This window comes from Pseudomonas sp. Y39-6 (assembly GCF_023651955.1).
GTDB classification, from domain to species: domain Bacteria; phylum Pseudomonadota; class Gammaproteobacteria; order Pseudomonadales; family Pseudomonadaceae; genus Aquipseudomonas; species Aquipseudomonas veronii.
On the sequence record NZ_CP069594.1, the window covers coordinates 3,460,935 to 3,478,315 of the forward strand.

Consider the following 17,381-nt stretch of genomic DNA (forward strand, 5'->3'; position numbering starts at 1 on the left):
AGACTTGTAATGCTGGATCTGTTGAAACATTGGCGCATGGTGCTGACCTTTGCACTGTTGTACCTGTCCCAAGGCATTTGCTTCGGCATCGCCATGGACGCCTTGCCGACCCTGCTGCGTCATGACGGCGCGGCGCTCCACGCCTTGGCCTTCCTGCCGTTGGTGGGGATACCGTGGGTGGTCAAGTTCCTCTGGGCGCCCCAGGTGGATAACCATTGGAGCCCACGCCTGGGACGGCGCCGCAGTTGGATCATTCCCATGCAGATACTGGTGCTGCTGTGCATTGCCTGCCTGGCAAGCATCGGCCTGCGCGTCGAGACGGCAGGCATCGCCGTGGGCCTGCTGATTGTTGCCTCGCTGGCCAGCGCCACCCAGGACATCGCCACCGACGGCATGGCGGCCGAGTACTTTAGCGGCAACATGCTCGCGCGGATTAACGCCATCCAAGTGGGCGGCACCATGGTCGGCTTCTTCGTTGGCGGCGCCGGTACCTTGCTGCTTAGCGGCTACCTGGGGCAAACCAGCGCGTTCAGTCTGCTGGCTTTGGTGCCGTTGTTGAGTCTGGTGTGCGTCGGCTGGCTGCACGTGGCACCGGCCAAGGAAAAACAGCCAGATGTGGCGCATGCCTCATTATGGCGGTTTATCAAGCGGCCGAAGGCGCTGGCGCTGGTGGTACTCGCCTTGTTGTCGGCCATGACGTCAGTGTCGGGTTTTGGCTTGTCAAAGCTGTTCCTGAATGACGCCGGTTGGTCCTTGCAGGCTATCGGCCAACTGGGCATGAGCGGCGGCGTGGTCACCATCGTCCTCGGCTGCGGCGGTGGTGCATGGTTGATCCGGGTGTTGGGGCTGTGGCCGACGTTCATCCTGGCGGTGGGCATGGCCGGCGCTGCCGCGTTGACCTGGCTGCTGCAAGCCAACGGCATGCTTGCCACGCAAACCGGACTGATCTGGTTGGCCGTGGGCCTGGGCTCGTTCGCGACCGGCGCCACCTCGGTGGTGATCATGACTGCCTCCATGGCCTTCGCCGCGCAAAGCGACCAGGCCGGTACGGACATGACCGCCGTGCAAAGCACGCGTGATCTGGGGGAAATGCTGTCTTCGACCTTGCTGGTGGGGTTGACTGCGCAGGCGGGGTATAGCGGTGGGTTCCTCGCGGGGATGGTGATGGCGATCCTGGCGTCGTTGGTGGCGTTGAATGTGTCACGTCACCGTGTGGGGGAAAGAGCGGCAGGCTGATTGATAGGTTCAGCGATCGTCAAAGGCGCTCAACGGGTCAATCAGTGCGAGCGCTCGTGATCTTCCGACATCAAGCGTGCGGCGCGGAGCCGCAGTGAGTGCGCGCCTGCTGGCGTTATAAAAGGGGTACATACAAGCCTGATATTGTTCCGTAGGATGCTCCCGCCAGGACGCTACTACAAATCAATAGCCCGTCGATCGAGCTGTTAGCGCCCAACGTGCCCATGAGGGGCCTTTTGGGCCCACGTGTTCGCTACCCAGCGCGCTTTGATTGACTCGACGGGACCTCGGCCTAAATGTCTTATCTTGAATCTGGCGATTGTCCGGTGACCTTCAGGCAATCGAAGAAGGTGATACTGGCGACAGTCGTTGGCAATGGCCTGGTGATCTACGACTTCACGGTATACAGCTTTTCTGCCGTGATCATCGGCAAGCTGTTTTTCCCATCGGACAGTTCGTTCGCCTCGTTGCTGATGGCATTGTTGACGTTTGGCATCGGTTTCGCGATGCGCCCGCTGGGCGCAATCGTGATCGGCAACCTCGCCGACCGCAAAGGGCGAAAAGCCGGCTTGAATGTCACCAATCTATTGATGGCAGCCGGTACCGCCTTGATCGCGTTCATGCCGACGCATGCATCGATCGGCGTCACCGCAACGGTGTTGCTGGTGCTCTCGCGGTTGCTGCAAGGGTTCGCGACCGGAGGGGAGATCGGCGTGTCGTCCGTGGTGCTGATGGAGCTGGCGGCGCGCAATCAACGCTGCTATCTGGTCAGTTGGCGTTCTGCCAGCCAGGCGGCCGCGGTTTTGGTGGGGGCGGTTGTCGGTGCCACCACGACCGCATTGCTGACCCCCGAACAGTTGCTGGCCTGGGGCTGGCGTATTCCTTTCGTGCTTGGGCTTTTGATTGCCCCGTTCGGGTGGTTCATTCGGCGCAATATGGTGGAGACAACACGGCGTGGTATCCAGTCGCCGTCGCTGCGTGTCTTGCTGAAAAACCATCGCCCCCAGCTATTGCTGGGGATCTTGATGATGGCAACCCCCACCGCAAGCATCTACCTGATGGTGCTCTACATGCCGACCTATCTGGTTCGCACGTTAGGCCTGTCGCCGAGCATGAGCTTGCTTTCGGCGTGCTTTTCCAGCGCGATGCTGTTCATTGCCGCGCCATTGTTTGCGCGGTTCGCCGACCGGCTGCCGCGACGCAAGCCGACCCAATACGTGACGATGATCCTCAGCATCCTGTTGGTCTATCCGGTGTTCCTGGCCTTGACCCATGGGGTCGGCGAGCTGGCTTCCTTGCTGATCATCGGCATCTATTCGGCTGTCGCGATGGGCAACAACGGCGTCGCTACCGTCATGATCATGGAGGCTTTTCCGGCGCATCACCGGGCCACAGGGATGTCGATGGTCTACAGTTTCGGCGTGACGATCTTCGGGGCGTTCTGCCCGTTTTTTGTGACGTGGTTGATCGGTGTTACCCAGAACGCAATGGCGCCTTCCTGGTATCTGCTGGGCGCGCTATTGGTCAGCCTGTTCGCACTGGTGAAATTTCCAGCGCGCCAGCCGGCTCACTGATCAATTCGGCCAACGACGTTACGGTGCCCCGGCATAGCGTTGCCCATTCGCTGTGCCGCCATCAGGCGATGGTCCTGCGGCGCCAGGTCATAGCGACGACGAAACGCGCGGGTAAACGCCGATGCGCTGTTAAAGCCCAGGCTGTAGGCGATCTCAATCACCTGGCGGTCCGGATAGCGCACCAGTTCGTCCGCGGCTTCACGCAGGCGGCAGTTGAGGATGTAGCGACCCAACCCTCCCTCATGCTGGAACAGACGGTAGAGCGTGGCGCGAGGCAGCTGCATGGCCATCAGCACGTACTCTGGCGTCAGCCAGGGTTGATACAGGTTGTTCTGCACATAACGCCTGGCTTTATCGAACATCGCACTGCGCGCCGCCGCCCGCACGTGCCCACCCAGCTTGGCCTGTTTCGAGAAGGCCGCGAGCATGAGTTGAACGGCGGTATCGAATGTCGACGCGGCCTCGGCGCTGCTGATAACCGGCAGTTTTCTGGAAAACGCCTCGACGTGCTCGATCATCAATTGGGTCATAGGCGTCGTATTCTCGAAGACACGCCCGTGGATCGACTCGGCATGCGGCAGCGCCGCTTCCACCACCGGGCGCGAGACAAAGAAGGTCAATACGCGGCAACGCCCCCGGCTCATTTTGATCGGCTGGTTCATGTCCATGGCAACGATGCTCGCCCTCGCGGACGCGCCATGTTCCTGGGGGCCGCCTCGAATGGACTCCATTGCGCCTTGGGTGAAGACCTGGAAAACATAGTCCCGGACCTTGTCGGTAGAGATGCGCGCAATCGAACGGTCGAGCAACAAGGCGTCGCTTGAGCAGTCGGTGAAAACGCGATCACCCAATTTGTAGCGGTCAATGCTCGCGTTGAAGGGCGTGGTGGTTGCGTGGGATGTAGGCAGGACGTCGATGACGTGTCCGACCCGATCACGCCAGGCCAGCAGTTGGTTGGCAACCGGCTCGGCGCTGACCTCGAAGTGATCATGGGCGTGCCTGGAGCCGACGTGTTTAGGGGCGCATATCAGTGAGGCTGGTTTGTTCATGGATTCACTACAACCCGGAAAGCCTATGTTCACGCCCCGTGAACAGGCGTTGCATCTTCCCACTGTACGTCCGTGCTGCCTAGCGGCAGCCAGTCAGAATGGGTTGTTGTGCTCCTTATAACCGGTTTCTCCATGAAAGTAATGACAATCCCTCTTGTATCCAACTTGTTGCGCACTTTCTGGCGGCGGCAAGAGCGGGGGCGGGCGCCTGAAAATAATTGAAAAGTTGCAACGCAGGGTCAAGCCATCTGCAAGGCGCTTGATAGATTGACGCGAATTCGAATTTGACAGCGTTTATGTGTTTCCACGCTGTGAACGCGTGCGCTTGTTTCTCAAGCAAAGTGCGCTGGGTATTGGTCTTGTTATTTTCGGCGCGATGATCTGAACGGGTACGTTAAACCGGCGAGTACTTCAGGTGTTCACCCGATGGCCCCGGCGCCTTGGCTGACACATGCTTGTCCGACGCTTCAACGCGCGGGGCTTTGGCTTGGCGGATTACAGCCGCGGTGGGCGGAATATCGGGCCTTGGATCAATCAATGAAGATCGTCACCGCTGCATAAATCAACCCGGCATCGGCGGCGATTTTTTTTACGCGGCAACGATGTATCAAACAACCTGTTGAAGTAAGGAGTAACGGATGAGTTGCCTCGACCGGGAAGTAGGTTCGTTTGCGATCAGTTTGACTCATCCTGCTGGCGTTAATCCTCGGGAAGGGCTGGCTTTTTCCCTCGCGCAAATCGAAGTGGATAAATTGAACAATATCCACGCCGAGTCCGGAGTGGATTGGCAGAAAGTCGCCGATGCCTGTGTAAAAGTGCTGCGAGAAGAGGGCAAGGACTTTAATGCCGCGGTCTGGTTGTTATGTGCCTGGACCACTCTGCAAGGCATTTCCGGCCTGGCGACCGGCGTGCATATAGTGCGCGAAATGCTTGAGCTGTATTGGGAGACCCTGACCCCGCCGCCGGCCAGATTGCGTGCCCGCCGCAACCAGGCCGAGTGGATGCTCGAGTGGCTCGCCGTAAAACTTGAAGCCAACTTCGAAGCGGTGCCCGGAGAACAATTGGCGCAGTTGCTCGAAGACTGGGACGCCATCGATCGCCATTGGCGCGACCGGGACGCCGACGGCCCGAGTTTTTTTGCGTTGCGTCGTCGCCTATCGCAGTTGCCTGTGCAAGCGGGTGTCGAGCCAATAGCGGTGACGGCGGAAGAGGTTCCAGCGGCAGTCGATGCGCCTACAGCGCTCCCGACGCCGGTTGCGCACGCCCCTTCGGCGCCGCTCCCGGCCCTTGTGCCGGCTCCGCCATTGGGCCGTCTTGAGAGCGATGAAGCCATCGAGAACGCGGTCAATAGCGTGTTTGCCTCGCTTGCACCGCTGCTGGGGTTTTGCCTGGAGTCTCGGGCGACCTTGCCATTGCTGTTTCGCCTCAATCGCCAATTGGCGTGGACGACCCTGGAGCAGGTCCCTCCTGCGCAAGGCTACACGACACGCGTGCCGCCGCCTTCGGACGCGGAACTCGAAAGTTTCAGCCGCTTGCAGAGCGTTGGCGAGCCGCTGGACATCGTGCGTTTTTGCGAAGGTCGGTTACCAAGTTATCCGTGCTGGCTGGACCTCAATCGGGCCAGTCATGCCGCGCTCTTGAGGCTCGGTTCGGCAGCGCAGGCCGGTGCCGCCAGCCTGGCCCTGGAAACCCGTCATTTTCTGGCGCGCCTGCCGGCGCTGGTCGAGCTGACATTCGCCGACGGCCAGCCGTTCGCCGACGGCGCGACCCGCAGTTGGCTCGAAGGTTTGGCACCGGCGGCCGGCAGCGGCGCCACGGATGGGCTGCAAACGCTGATCGATGAAGTCGCGCGTGATGCCGCCGAAGGCCGTTTGAACGAAGCGTTGGCGCGTTTGCAGGCCGCCGTGCGAGAGGCCGGCAGCGGCCGCGAGCGGTTTCGCCTGCGCGCTGCCCAATGCCATCTGCTACAGCGTTTCGACCCGCGCGCTCAGTTGGGTGTTGCCTTGGATGTGTTGCTCCAGGAAGCGACGGAGCAGGGCCTCGATCGTTGGGAGCCGGAGCTGGTCCGGCCGTTGTTGGAGTTGGCACTGGCGCATGACGACGGCGGTTCGAGAGCGCTGTGGGCGCAACAGTTGGCGGCAATGGATTTGCCGGCGTTCTGGCGCTTGGCCAGCCCGCCGGCAAGTTGAATGGGCAACAGGCAATACCTGGCAGGCGTGTGCATATCCATGCCATGAGTTTTCTAACGGCTGCGTTGAGCGAGTCCGGTAAACAGGAGTGAGATTTAATGGCTAGTGAAGGTTCGGTCGCGCCTAAAGAGCGCGTCAATATTGTTTACAGCTCTGACACCGGCGGCGCGCAGGAACAGGTCGAGCTGCCGCTCAAGCAACTGGTGATCGGCGACTTCACCTTGCGTGAAGACGACACGCCGGTTGAAGACCTCAAACCGATCCGCGTCGACAAAGACAACTTCACCGATGTGCTCAAGGGCCAGAACCTGAGCCTGCAGTTGGCGGTGCCCAATCATCTGGCGGAAAACGCGCCGGAGGACGAGCAGATCCCGGTCTCGCTGACCTTCCAGTCCATTCGCGATTTTGAGCCGGATGCCATCGTGGCCCAGGTTCCCGAGTTGCAGCAACTGATCGCCCTGCGGGATTCGCTCAAGGCCTTGAAAGGGCCGATGGGTAACTTGCCGGAGTTTCGCAAGCAGCTGCAGGCCCTGATGAACGATGACGGGGCCCGCGAGCGTTTGCTCTCGGAACTTGGCGTAAAGGACAAGGAATAACCCATGAGCGAAGAAAAGAGTCAGGCAGCGAGCACGACCGGCCAGGCGGTCGAGTCGGTTTCCCTGTTGGATCAGTTGGTGGAAGCGACGCGCGTCAAGCCAGGCGACGAGGCGTATGCCGTCACCCGTCAGGGCCTCGAAGCGTTTGTCACCGAACTGCTCGAGCCGGCCCGGCAGGCCGAGAAGGTCAGCGCCGGGTTGATCGACGACATGATCGCCACGCTGGATGCCAAGCTGTGCCGGCAGGTCGACGCGATCATTCACCACCAGCAGTTCCAGAAGCTGGAGTCGTCCTGGCGCTCGCTGAAGTTTCTGGTCGACCGCACGGATTTTCGCGAGAACAACAAGCTGGAAATCCTCAGCGTGTCCAAAGAGAAGCTGCTCGAAGATTTCGAGGATGCGCCGGAGATCACCCGTTCGGGTCTGTACAAGGCGGTGTACACCGCCGAGTTCGGCCAGTTCGGCGGCCAGCCGTTCGGCTCGATCATCGGTAACTACGAGTTCAACCCCGGCCCGCAGGACATGAAGTTGCTGCAGTCGGTCGCCGCGATTTCGGCGATGTCCCACACGCCCTTCATCGCCGCGGCCGGCCCGCAGTTCTTCGGCATCGACAGCTTTGCCGACCTGCCCAACCTCAAGGATCTGCAAGCCGTCTTCGAGGGGCCGCAGTTCACCAAATGGAATGCCTTTCGTGAAAGCGACGACGCGCGTTTCGTTGGCCTGACATTGCCGCACTTCCTGCTGCGCACGCCCTATGGCGAAGACACGGTCCCTGCCAAGACGTTCCGCTACAACGAGAACGTCGGTGGCGGCAACCAGGACTTCCTGTGGGGCAACGCTGCGTTTGCCTTTGCCAGTCGCCTGTCCGACAGCTTTGCCCAGTACCGCTGGTGCGCCAACGTCATTGGCCCACAGGGCGGCGGCACCGTCGGTGATTTGCCGATCTACAACTACGAGGCCATGGGCGAAACCCAGACCAAGATCCCGACCGAAGTGCTGATTTCCGAGCGCCGCGAGTTCGAGCTGGCCGAGCAGGGGTTTATCGCACTGACCATGCGCAAGAACACCGATAACGCGGCGTTCTTCTCCGCCAACTCGTGCCAGAAGCCCAAGTTCTTCGGCAATGACAAAGAAGGCAAGGAAGCCGAGCTGAACTACAAGCTGGGCACCCAACTGCCGTACATCTTTGTGGTCAGTCGCCTGGCCCATTACATCAAGGTCATCCAGCGCGAAAACATCGGCACCTGGAAAGAGCGTGGCGACCTGGAGTCGGAACTCAACACCTGGATTCGCCAGTACGTGGCCGACATGGATAACCCCGCCGCCGGTGTACGCAGCCGTCGCCCACTGCGTCAGGCGGAGATTACCGTCAGCGACGTCGAAGGCGATCCAGGCTGGTACCGCGTCGGTTTGAAAGTCCGTCCGCACTTCAAGTACATGGGCGCGTCTTTCACGCTGTCGCTGGTGGGCAAGCTCGACAAGAGCTGATCGGTAGCGCGAATGGGCAACGCCGCCGTTGCCCATTCAGGTGTTCACCCGAGGGTCATTGCCTCGGCGTTTCCATAAGATGGATTCAACGCAGCGAGACAGGGCCAGAGGCGCTGATCGATGCCTGAAAACTCACTGATTAAACCCGGAGTACACGTTATGCCAATGCCATGCTACTTGAGTATCGAAGGCCAGAACCAAGGCAAGATCGAAGGTTCCAGCACGGTTACCGGTCATGAAGGAAAGATCCTTGTTCAGGCCGTCGAACACCTGATCGATATTCCCAAGAACCCGCAGACCGGACTGCCTGCCGGCAAGCGTGTCCACCAGGGCATGACCCTGACCAAGGAAATCGATAAGTCTTCTCCAAAGCTGCTGCAAGCCCTGACCTCCGGCGAGCAACTCAAGTCGGTAGTCCTGGAGTTCTATCGGATCTCGCCTAAAGGCACCGAAGAAAAGTACTACACCATCACCCTGAGCAATGCCGTGCTCGTTTCGGCCCGCACCTGGGTGCCGAACGTGTTGAGCCCTGAGTTCAAGCAAATGGGCCATATGGAAGACATCGGCATCACCTACGAAAAAATCGTCTGGACCTGGGTGCCGGACGGTATCGAAGCCGAAGACTCGTGGTTGGCGCCAAAAGCGTAAGCCCGGCTCGACGGTTCAATGCCGCCCTGGTCCAGGGCGGTGTTCTTGTTATTGCAGAAGGTACACCGCGTTGAGAGAAAAGCGATTGCTGGAGCGCATCACAAGCCTGCAGGCCGAAACCGGCCGCACGCACCTGACCCAGGCTGAAGTGTTGACGCAGTCGATCGTCCAGCATCTGCAACGCATTTTGAATACCCGGCGCGGCAGCGTGCCGATTGACGCCGAGTTTGGCGTACCCGACTTCACCAATCTGGCCGGTTCGTTTGCGACCGGCGAGACCACGCAAATAATCGAGAACATGACGCGCATGATCGCCCGCTACGAGCCTCGCTTGAAATCGCCGCGCATTCTGGTCGCCGAAGGTGCCCAGGAAGTGTTGTCGCTGAGTTTCAGTCTTGAGGGCGTGGTGTCGATCGACGATCGGGACATTCCTATTCACCTGGCAACGCGTGTGTCTTCGGACGGTCGCGTGTCCCTGGCGATGCACTAAGTCATGCTCAACAGCCATTATCAAAGTGAACTCAACCAACTGCGGCGTCTGGCCGATGAGTTTGCCCGCCGCAACCCGGCCCTGGCGCCGCTGCTGGGGGTGGACTCGGCCAATGACCCGGACGTCGAACGCTTGCTCGAAGGCGTGGCGTTTCTCACCGGGATGGTTCGCCAACGGTTGGACGACGAGTTTCCCGAGTTCATTCAAGAGTTGGCGCAGCTGCTCTATCCCCATTACCTGCAACCGTTGCCCTGCCTGACGCTGCTGCAATTTCAGCCGCGCACGGCATTGCAGGAGGTTACGCGTATCGAGCCCGGCTGCGAAATTGCCTCGGTACCGGTCGATGGCCAGCGCGTACGCTTCAGCAGCACCGCGGCGGTCGACCTGGAGCCGCTGCAACTGCTCGGCAGCCGCTGGGACGGCGGCGCCGGTGAAGAGCGCAGCCTGGTCCTGGACTTCGCTTTTACCACCGCTGACCCGAATAGCTGGCTGGCCGACAGCCTGCGTTTCTATCTGGGGGATGGCCTTGTCGATGGCTCCAAGTTATTGCGTCTGTTGCAGCTCAACCTGCGCGAGATTCGCATCTCTGCGCAAGAGCAGCCCATGACCGTATTGCCGGCCAGCCATTTGCGTGGCCTGGGATTCGATGCGAGCAACGCCTTGCTGCCGTTTCCCGATACCGCGCACCCGGCCTATCGGTGCCTGCAGGAATACTTCGCGCTGCCCGAGAAATTCCTGTTTATCGAGCTTCGCGGCTTCAAACAGTGGCGAGCCAGAGGCGCAGACGGGCGCTTCAGCGTGCGCCTGATGTTCGAGAACCTGCCGGACTGGACACCGAACCTGTCGGCCAACAGCTTTTTGCTGGGGGTGACGCCGGCGATCAATCTGTTCGCCCAGGATGCACACCCGCTGCGCATCGACCACAAGCAAGTCGACTATCGCATCCAGCCTGCCGACCATGGCCAGCGCATGAGCATGCGGATTCATTCGGTGCTCAAGGTCAGTGCTTATTCCGCCGGAGGCGGGGAGCGGCTGCTGGAACCGTTCAATACCTTCTCGCAGCGCGACACGTATAACCTGCGCATCCGCGCCTCGAGTATCGATGCCCAAGGTTATGACCACTATCTGAGCCTGCCCTACAGCGAAGGCAAAGTGCCGGGCGAGATGACCTTGTCCATCGGCTTGCTCTGCACCAATGGCAAGCTGCCGGAAAGCCTGCGCCTGGGGGATTTGAACCAGCCCACCGACAACACGCCGCCCAGGGTCGAGTTCAAGAGCATCCGTGGCATCACACCGTGCCAGCCGCCCAAGTTCGACGACAAGTTGCTGTGGCGCATGCTCTCGCAGCTCAATGCCAACCACTTCCGCCTGGCCGATCGCGACTACCTGCGCGGGCTGCTCGCGCTGTATCTGCCGAGCGTCGGCGAAGGGGCCCAGGATGCCAACCAGCGGCGCATCGATGCCATCGAAAAAGTCACCGTCAGCCACGAGCGGCGTTTTATTCGCGGGCTGCCGATCGAAGGCAGTGTGGTCCGGGTCGAGTGCCGGGGCGACTATTTCCTCAGCCCCGGCAATTTCTACCTGTTCGGTTGTGTGCTCGATGAATTTTTCGCCGGCTGTACGGCCATCAACAGCTTTACCGCCTTCACGCTGTTCGACAGCGTCAACCACGAGACCTTGAAATGGCCAGCGAAGATCGGGCACCAACGCCTGTTGTGATCGATCCGCTGCTCGATGACGGCGGCGAGTTCGGGTTTTTCCAGGCCTTGCGCCTGTTGCGCCTACGTTTCCCGAGCGAAAAACACTTCGTCGACAACGTGCGGGTCCGGCCGCGGCTGGGGCTCGGGTTTCCGCTGCGGGATATCGAAGGGATCGAGCAGGACGACGACGGTCGTTATCGGATCGAGGCCAACTTCTTCGGGCTGTATGGCGTCACTTCGCCGTTGCCGACGTTTTACACCGAAGACCTGATCGACGAGCAACTGCTGGGCCATTCGGCGGGACGTGACTTTCTCGACATCCTGCATGCCTCGCTCTATCCGTTGCTGTTCCGTGCCTGGGAAAAGCACCGGATCTGGATCGACATTACCGAGCGGCGCGACGTCAAGAGCCTGCGTCAGTTGCAGGCGCTGATCGGCATTGCGGATGCGCGTCCGGAGCAGCGCGATCAATCCACCGATTTGCTGCGGTATGCCGGGTTGTTCAACCAGTACCCGCGCTCGGCCCTGGGGCTGCAGCAGTTGGTCAAGGCGGTACTCAGCGATGTGACGGTGGAAGTCGTGCCGTGTGTCGAGACGCGCCTGCGGATCGACCGCACGGCACGCACTTACCTGGGCATGCAGTGCGGGGTGTTGGGCGAAAACAGCCTGCTCGGTCGTGAAGTCATGGACCGCAGCGGCACCCTGGATATCCGCCTGACGGCACTGAGTACCGAGCGTTTTCACGGGTTATTGCCGGGGCAGGCGCTGTATCAAAAGCTCGAACGCTTGGTGGGATTGTATTTGCAGACACCGCTACGCAGCCGTCTGGTCATGCGTCTTGCGGCAGATAAGCAGCAGTGCGCTTCGCTGGGCGGCGGCTGGCAGCGGCTGGGCCTGGATACCTGGCTCGGTGACGGAGACACACAGGACGACGTTGTATTCATGCTGACGGCCGAACACGGACCAATGCTCGAAGAGAGGGCTCGCTAGATGATTCAGGTAGAACTCAAACCGCTGTTCGCACGGCTCAATGTGTACAGCACCAAGGCCCTGGAGAACGCGGCGGGCCAGACCCTGGCGCGCGCTCACTACGAGATTTCCCTGGAGCACCTGCTGCGCCAGTTGCTGGAAGATCCGGATGCCGATACGACGCGCATTCTCGCGCGCTTCGAGATCGATCCGATGCGCTTGCGTGCGCTGCTGGATGAGGGCCTGGCGCAGTTGAAAAACGGCAACCCAGGACGTCCGGTGTTCGCTGGCCTGCTCACCGAATGGATTCAGGACGCCTGGCTGATTGCCTCGCTGGTGGTCGGCAGCGGGCGGATCCGTGGCGGTTCGCTGCTGCTGGCGCTGGTATCGCGCCTGGGCTACTACAGCGCTGGCACGCGTTACGGCGAACTGCTCAAGCCGATTTCCACCGATGCCCTGACCGCAGAGTTCGCTCAACTGTTGGGCGGCTCCAGCGAAGGTCCGCTGGACAGCCTGCAGACCGGCACGGCCTCTGCTTCGTTGGCCGGCGCCGGCGGCAATACGCCCGCAGCCGAAGACAATATCGCGCGCTTTTGCGAAGACCTGACCGCCAAGGCAGCGGCGGGGCGCATCGACCCGATTTTCGGGCGCGATGATGAGATTCGCCAGATGATCGACATCCTCGCCCGGCGGCGTAAAAACAACCCCATCGCGGTGGGCGAGCCAGGTGTGGGCAAGTCCGCCGTGGTGGAGGGCCTGGCGTTGTTGATCAGCCAGGACGAAGTCCCCGACTTCCTCAAAAACACACGTTTGCTCAGCCTGGATCTCGGTGCGCTGGAAGCGGGCGCCAGCGTCAAGGGCGAGTTCGAAAACCGCCTGCGTGGCGTCATCGAAGAGATCAAGGCCTCCACCACGCCGGTGATCCTGTTCATCGACGAAGCGCACATGCTGATCGGCGCCGGCGGCGCGGCGGGTGGCTCGGATGCGGCCAACCTGCTCAAACCCGCATTGGCCCGTGGCGAGTTGCGCACCATCGCCGCCACGACCTGGTCGGAGTACAAGAAGTACTTCGAGAAAGACCCGGCCCTGGCGCGTCGTTTCCAACTGGTCAAGCTGGACGAGCCGAGTGTCAAAACCGCAGTGTTGATCCTGCGCGGGCTCAAGGGGCACTACGAGAAAGTCCACGGGGTCAGCGTGCGTGACGACGCCATCGTCGCCGCCGCCGAATTGTCCGATCGCTACATCACCGGGCGCTTGCTGCCGGACAAGGCCGTCGACTTGCTCGACACCGCCAGCGCCCGGGTACGCATCGGCCTGGGTATCAAGCCTGCCGAGTTGGAGCGCATGGAGCGGCAGTTGTCCGGTCTGGCGCGTGAACAGAGCGCGCTGGAGCGCGACCGTGGCAATGGTTTCCCCGTAGAAGACCAGCGCCTGACGGATATCGCCGACGAACAGGCTGAGATTGACGAGCGTCGGGTTGCGCTGGAAGTCCGCTGGCTGGCCGAGCGCGACGCGGCGCTGCGCGTCCTTGAAGCACGCAAGCAACTGACCCGGCAAGCACAGGATCTGCCGGTTCCGGCCGAAGGCGAGGTTGTGCAGGTACTGGCCTCGCTGGAGGAACGTCAGGCCGAGCTGGATCAGGCCCGTGAAACCCTGGCCGCACTGCAAGGCGATGCGCCGTTGCTGTTCACCGAAGTCAGCCCCGATGCGATTGCCCAGGTCGTCTCCGACTGGACTGGCGTGCCGCTGGGCAAAGTGCTGCGCGATGCGGCGGGCGGCGTATTGGCCCTGGCCGACAACCTCAAGACGCGCATTCGCGGTCAGGACACCGCCGTCGAGCAGATCGCGGAAATCCTCAAGGCCGCGCAATCCGGCCTGCGCGATCCGCAACAGCCGTTGGGTGTGTTCCTGCTGGTCGGGCCGTCGGGGGTCGGCAAGACCGAAACCGCTCTGGCTGTGGCCGAACATCTGTTCGGCGGCGAACAGGCGATGATCTCGGTGAACATGAGCGAGTATCAGGAGAAGCACACCGTCAGCCGCTTGGTGGGTTCGCCCGCCGGCTATGTCGGCTTCGGCGAGGGCGGCATGTTGACCGAGGCGGTGCGCAAGCGTCCGTATTCGGTGGTGTTGCTCGATGAAGTGGAAAAAGCCCACCTGGACGTGGTGAACATTTTCTATCAGGTCTTCGACAAGGGCAGCCTGTCCGACGGCGAAGGGCGGCAGATCGATTTCTCCAACACCGTGGTGCTGCTGACCAGCAACCTGGCCACCGAAGAAATCCAGAACCTGTGCGTCGACGGGCGGCCCGACCCGGACACCCTCGCGGAAAAAATCCGCCCGACCCTGTCCCGGCATTTCAAACCGGCGCTGCTGGCGCGCATGACCATCGTGCCGTTCTTCACCCTGGGTGGCGCGCAACTGGCAGGTATCGTGCGCCTCAAGCTGGGCCGGCTCAGCGAGCGTCTGCTGGCGTCGTCGAAAGTCCGTCTGACGTTTGCAGAAGAGGTCGCCGACGCCATCGCCGCGCGCTGCACGGAAGTGGAGAGCGGGGCGCGCAATATCGACTTCATTTTGCGTAAGAGCCTGACACCGCGCCTGTCTGACGTCTTGCTCGGGGCGATTGCCGACCAGCGGCCCCTGGCCGGCTTGCATGTGGCGGTGGATGCGCGCGGCGAGTGGATCATTACCACGCAAGACATCGATGCGATCAGGTCTTTACCCGAGCGTGAAGCGCTGCTTGAGCCCCTAGAGTGACCGCTCGTTTACCGACTGAAGAACAAGGATTGATTGATGGCTCTCAATGATCATGCACTCTGCACTTTCGCCAGCCTGGCCCCCTCGCTGCTGCTCGAAACATTATGGGTGCAGCAGTGGCAGGGCGAGGAAAAGCTCTCTCAGCCCTATCGCTTCGAGGTTCGGCTGGCCACGATCAATCCATTGTTCGACGACGAAGCGCTGCTGGGCAACCGGGCGGTATTGACCCTGAGCGATGCGTTGGGGCAGCCGCATCCCTATCAGGGCGTGGTCACGGAGGTGGATTATCTCGACGCCGACTCCTTGTATTACTACTACCGCGTGGTGCTGGAACCGCGCTTCGTGCAGTTGCGGCATTTCCGCTTTTCGGAAATCTGGCTGGACAAAAGTCTGCCGGAGCTGATTCGCGACGTGCTCAAGTTGGCCGACCTGACTGTCGAAGGGCCGGGTATGAACGGTTTGCCCGGGGCGGCGTATGACTTCGATATCCGCCTGCCGCTGGCCGATGATCCGCTGACTCAGGCGACATTTACCTGCCAGTTCGAAGAAACGAGTTTCGCCTTTATTTCACGTCTTCTTGAATATTTCGGCGTGTATTACTTCTTTGAGCAGGGGCCTGACGGCGAGGCGCTGGTGTTCTGTGGCGACCGACTGTACCAGCCGCAACTCCCCAGTCTGCTGACCTATCGCCGCCAAGATTCGGAACTGGATGTAGGCCGGGTCCTGGCGGTGGCGCGGACCTTCGAGCGCAAACTCGTGCGGCAAGCGGCGGGGGTCACGCTCCAGGACTTTTCCGCGAGTAACGCGCAGTTGAAGTTAGAGGTCAATGCTTCGGTGGCAGCTGCCAGCCTTGGCGCAGATGCCTCAACCGCACAACGAGAGGCCGTCTCCGGTTCGTCTGTATTTATCGGCGGACAAGGGTTGTATGGCGAGCACTTCGGTTCGCTCGAACAGGGGCAATGGTTGGCCAATCGCCGTGCCCAGGCCATCGGTTGCCGTCAGCGGGAGTTTCATGGCAGCGGTCGAGCCACGGGGTTGCGCGCCGGTTATCCGATGCTGTTAGTCGGCCACCCGCGTCCGCTGTTCAATGCCGGTTATCAGGTGATTGAAGTTCACCACGACGGTTATCAGCCGTTGCCGGGCCTGGGGGCGGAGGGGGAAGGGCCGGGGCAGGGGATCAACACGCGGTTTATCGCCTTGCCCGGCGACGTGCAGTTCCGCGCACCCTGTGTGACACCGCGGCCTTATGTGCAGGGCGTGCTCAGTGCGGTGGTGGATGGTGATGAAGATACCGGTCGGCCGCTGCTCAATGAGCATGGTTGCTACAGGGTGAGTTTCCCGTTCATTCGCGGTGAGAAGAATGCGACGCGTGGTTCGGCCTGGTTGCGTATGGCCACGCTGTCCAGTGGTTCGAGCCACGGCATGAATTTCCCGCTGCTCAAAGGCACGGAAGTGCTGGTTTCGTTCTTGGGCGGCGACCCGGACCGCCCGGTGATCACCGGTAGTGTGCCCAACTCCGAGAATCCCAATGTGGTCACCGGCGAAAACGCGACCCAAAGTGGCTTGAGCACTCCCGGTGGGCATTTGTTTGCGATGGAAGACAGCCCGTCCGGGCCGATGATGAAGATGGGGGCGTCCACCGGTTGTAGTTTTACCTTGGGTGAGGGCGATGTCAGTGGGGCGCATTTGCGCACGGACAAGCATATGCAGCTGGCGTCCAGTTCGTATAAGCATCAGGTGCCAGGTGTTTATTGGCAATCCATAGGGGGAGGGCATGCGCCGGCCCCGGTGGCGGGGACGAGCTCTTCAGAGAGTTTGATGGGTGCCAACTTTAAAGATCGGCCTCCCACTCCCGCAAGTAGCAGCAAGCTTGCCTCCGCGCCAAGCACAACAAATAGCGCATCAGAGAAAAGCGGATTTGATAATTTCAAAGACGCAATAACCAACCCAAAGCTGAGCACAAAATTAGACGTTACAACTTCAATGCTTCAATTGAAGGGTGACGTAAATATAGCCAGCGGAAGTCTCTCTCTCTACGGGGTTGGCGTGTCAGTGAAACTTGGATTGGTTTCGCTTTCGGCCGACTACAGTTTGTATAAGAAAAGCGTTGGCAACAGTGCCTGGGAGTATCATAAGGCGAGTATTAAAAATTCAGAATATCTGAAAGGAATGCATATAGTTCGAGCATCCAACTCAAAGATGGAGTTGAAGAATACAGATATTTACTGCCATGAAAATGTAACCTCATACGAGATTAAGTTGGGTGGGAATAGCATACTTATCAATGCGGCAGGGATTGTCATAAAGTCGGACAAGATTATACATCTTGAAGGCCAGGTGCATGTTACTGGTGATGTTCTTGTGGATGGGGATTTAGAAGTTTGCGGTAACGCCTTTTTTAATAAGTTCATGAGAGTTAGCGGCACTATAGTGGGATCAACGATCACTTCGGATCAAGTACAGGAGTTTCCGTGTTTTGAACTAGCCCCCAGCCCCAGCCTGTTAAGTCTGAAGCTAGCATCACGCCCAAGTCTTGCTGCAGTGAAAGTGGCCGCGGGCGGAGCCAATGCGGTTGTAAACGGCGCCGTTGACCTGCTTGATGGCGCCGCCGATGCGGTCGCGGCAGCGGGCGATGCTGCTGCACCGCCCGCTGCCGCGCCGTGATACGGAAAAAAAGAGGCGTAAGTT

12 protein-coding genes are annotated in these 17,381 nt (G+C 60.4%); 11 read left to right on the forward strand and 1 reads right to left on the reverse strand.

Annotated features, from left to right (window positions below; translation table 11 throughout):
- Nucleotides 1-9 precede the first annotated feature (9 nt).
- Both JN756_RS15685 and JN756_RS15690 read left to right on the forward strand, forming a co-directional pair.
- A complete protein-coding gene (locus JN756_RS15685; RefSeq protein ID WP_017849093.1) occupies nt 10-1,236 on the forward strand; it encodes a RhtX/FptX family siderophore transporter in 1,227 nt (408 codons plus the stop codon).
- 296 nt (nt 1,237-1,532) lie between these two features.
- Nucleotides 1,533-2,810 (forward strand): MFS transporter, encoded by a 1,278-nt coding sequence (locus JN756_RS15690; RefSeq protein WP_046383439.1) that lies wholly within the window; start codon nt 1,533-1,535, stop codon nt 2,808-2,810.
- On the opposite strand, the gene JN756_RS15695 is transcribed toward JN756_RS15690, so the two are convergent.
- Nucleotides 2,804-3,859: a helix-turn-helix domain-containing protein gene (locus JN756_RS15695; protein WP_169881074.1), complete on the reverse strand. Its 1,056-nt coding sequence runs from the start codon at nt 3,857-3,859 to the stop codon at nt 2,804-2,806. The two genes, JN756_RS15690 and JN756_RS15695, sit on opposite strands and share 7 nt — an antisense overlap.
- 638 nt (nt 3,860-4,497) lie before the next feature.
- Here JN756_RS15695 and tssA point away from each other — a divergent pair.
- From tssA to JN756_RS15740, 9 genes are all read left to right on the forward strand, one after another.
- Entirely contained in the window at nt 4,498-6,048 is a 1,551-nt protein-coding gene (gene tssA / locus JN756_RS15700; RefSeq protein WP_108524102.1) for a type VI secretion system protein TssA, read from the forward strand.
- Between the two features lie 98 nt (nt 6,049-6,146).
- Nucleotides 6,147-6,644 (forward strand): type VI secretion system contractile sheath small subunit, encoded by a 498-nt coding sequence (gene tssB / locus JN756_RS15705; protein ID WP_017849097.1) that lies wholly within the window; start codon nt 6,147-6,149, stop codon nt 6,642-6,644.
- A 3-nt stretch (nt 6,645-6,647) separates the two neighbouring features.
- Nucleotides 6,648-8,132 (forward strand): type VI secretion system contractile sheath large subunit, encoded by a 1,485-nt coding sequence (gene tssC / locus JN756_RS15710; RefSeq protein ID WP_017849098.1) that lies wholly within the window; start codon nt 6,648-6,650, stop codon nt 8,130-8,132.
- Between the two features lie 159 nt (nt 8,133-8,291).
- The gene (locus JN756_RS15715; RefSeq protein ID WP_017849099.1) at nt 8,292-8,780 is read left to right on the forward strand and encodes an Hcp family type VI secretion system effector; all 489 of its coding nucleotides are present in this window, start codon (nt 8,292-8,294) and stop codon (nt 8,778-8,780) included.
- A 70-nt stretch (nt 8,781-8,850) separates the two neighbouring features.
- Nucleotides 8,851-9,270, forward strand: coding sequence for a type VI secretion system baseplate subunit TssE (gene tssE / locus JN756_RS15720; protein WP_226926231.1), 420 nt, complete (start codon nt 8,851-8,853; stop codon nt 9,268-9,270).
- 3 nt (nt 9,271-9,273) lie between these two features.
- Entirely contained in the window at nt 9,274-10,989 is a 1,716-nt protein-coding gene (gene tssF / locus JN756_RS15725) for a type VI secretion system baseplate subunit TssF (RefSeq protein ID WP_104903192.1), read from the forward strand.
- Nucleotides 10,953-11,960 (forward strand): type VI secretion system baseplate subunit TssG, encoded by a 1,008-nt coding sequence (tssG, locus tag JN756_RS15730; protein ID WP_079443810.1) that lies wholly within the window; start codon nt 10,953-10,955, stop codon nt 11,958-11,960. Before tssF ends, tssG begins: the two co-directional genes overlap by 37 nt.
- Complete coding sequence (gene tssH / locus JN756_RS15735) at nt 11,961-14,693, forward strand: type VI secretion system ATPase TssH (protein ID WP_201022258.1); 2,733 nt, start codon at nt 11,961-11,963, stop codon at nt 14,691-14,693.
- 36 nt (nt 14,694-14,729) lie between these two features.
- Entirely contained in the window at nt 14,730-17,357 is a 2,628-nt protein-coding gene (locus JN756_RS15740; protein WP_201022259.1) for a type VI secretion system Vgr family protein, read from the forward strand.
- The last annotated feature ends 24 nt before the right edge of the window (nt 17,358-17,381 follow it).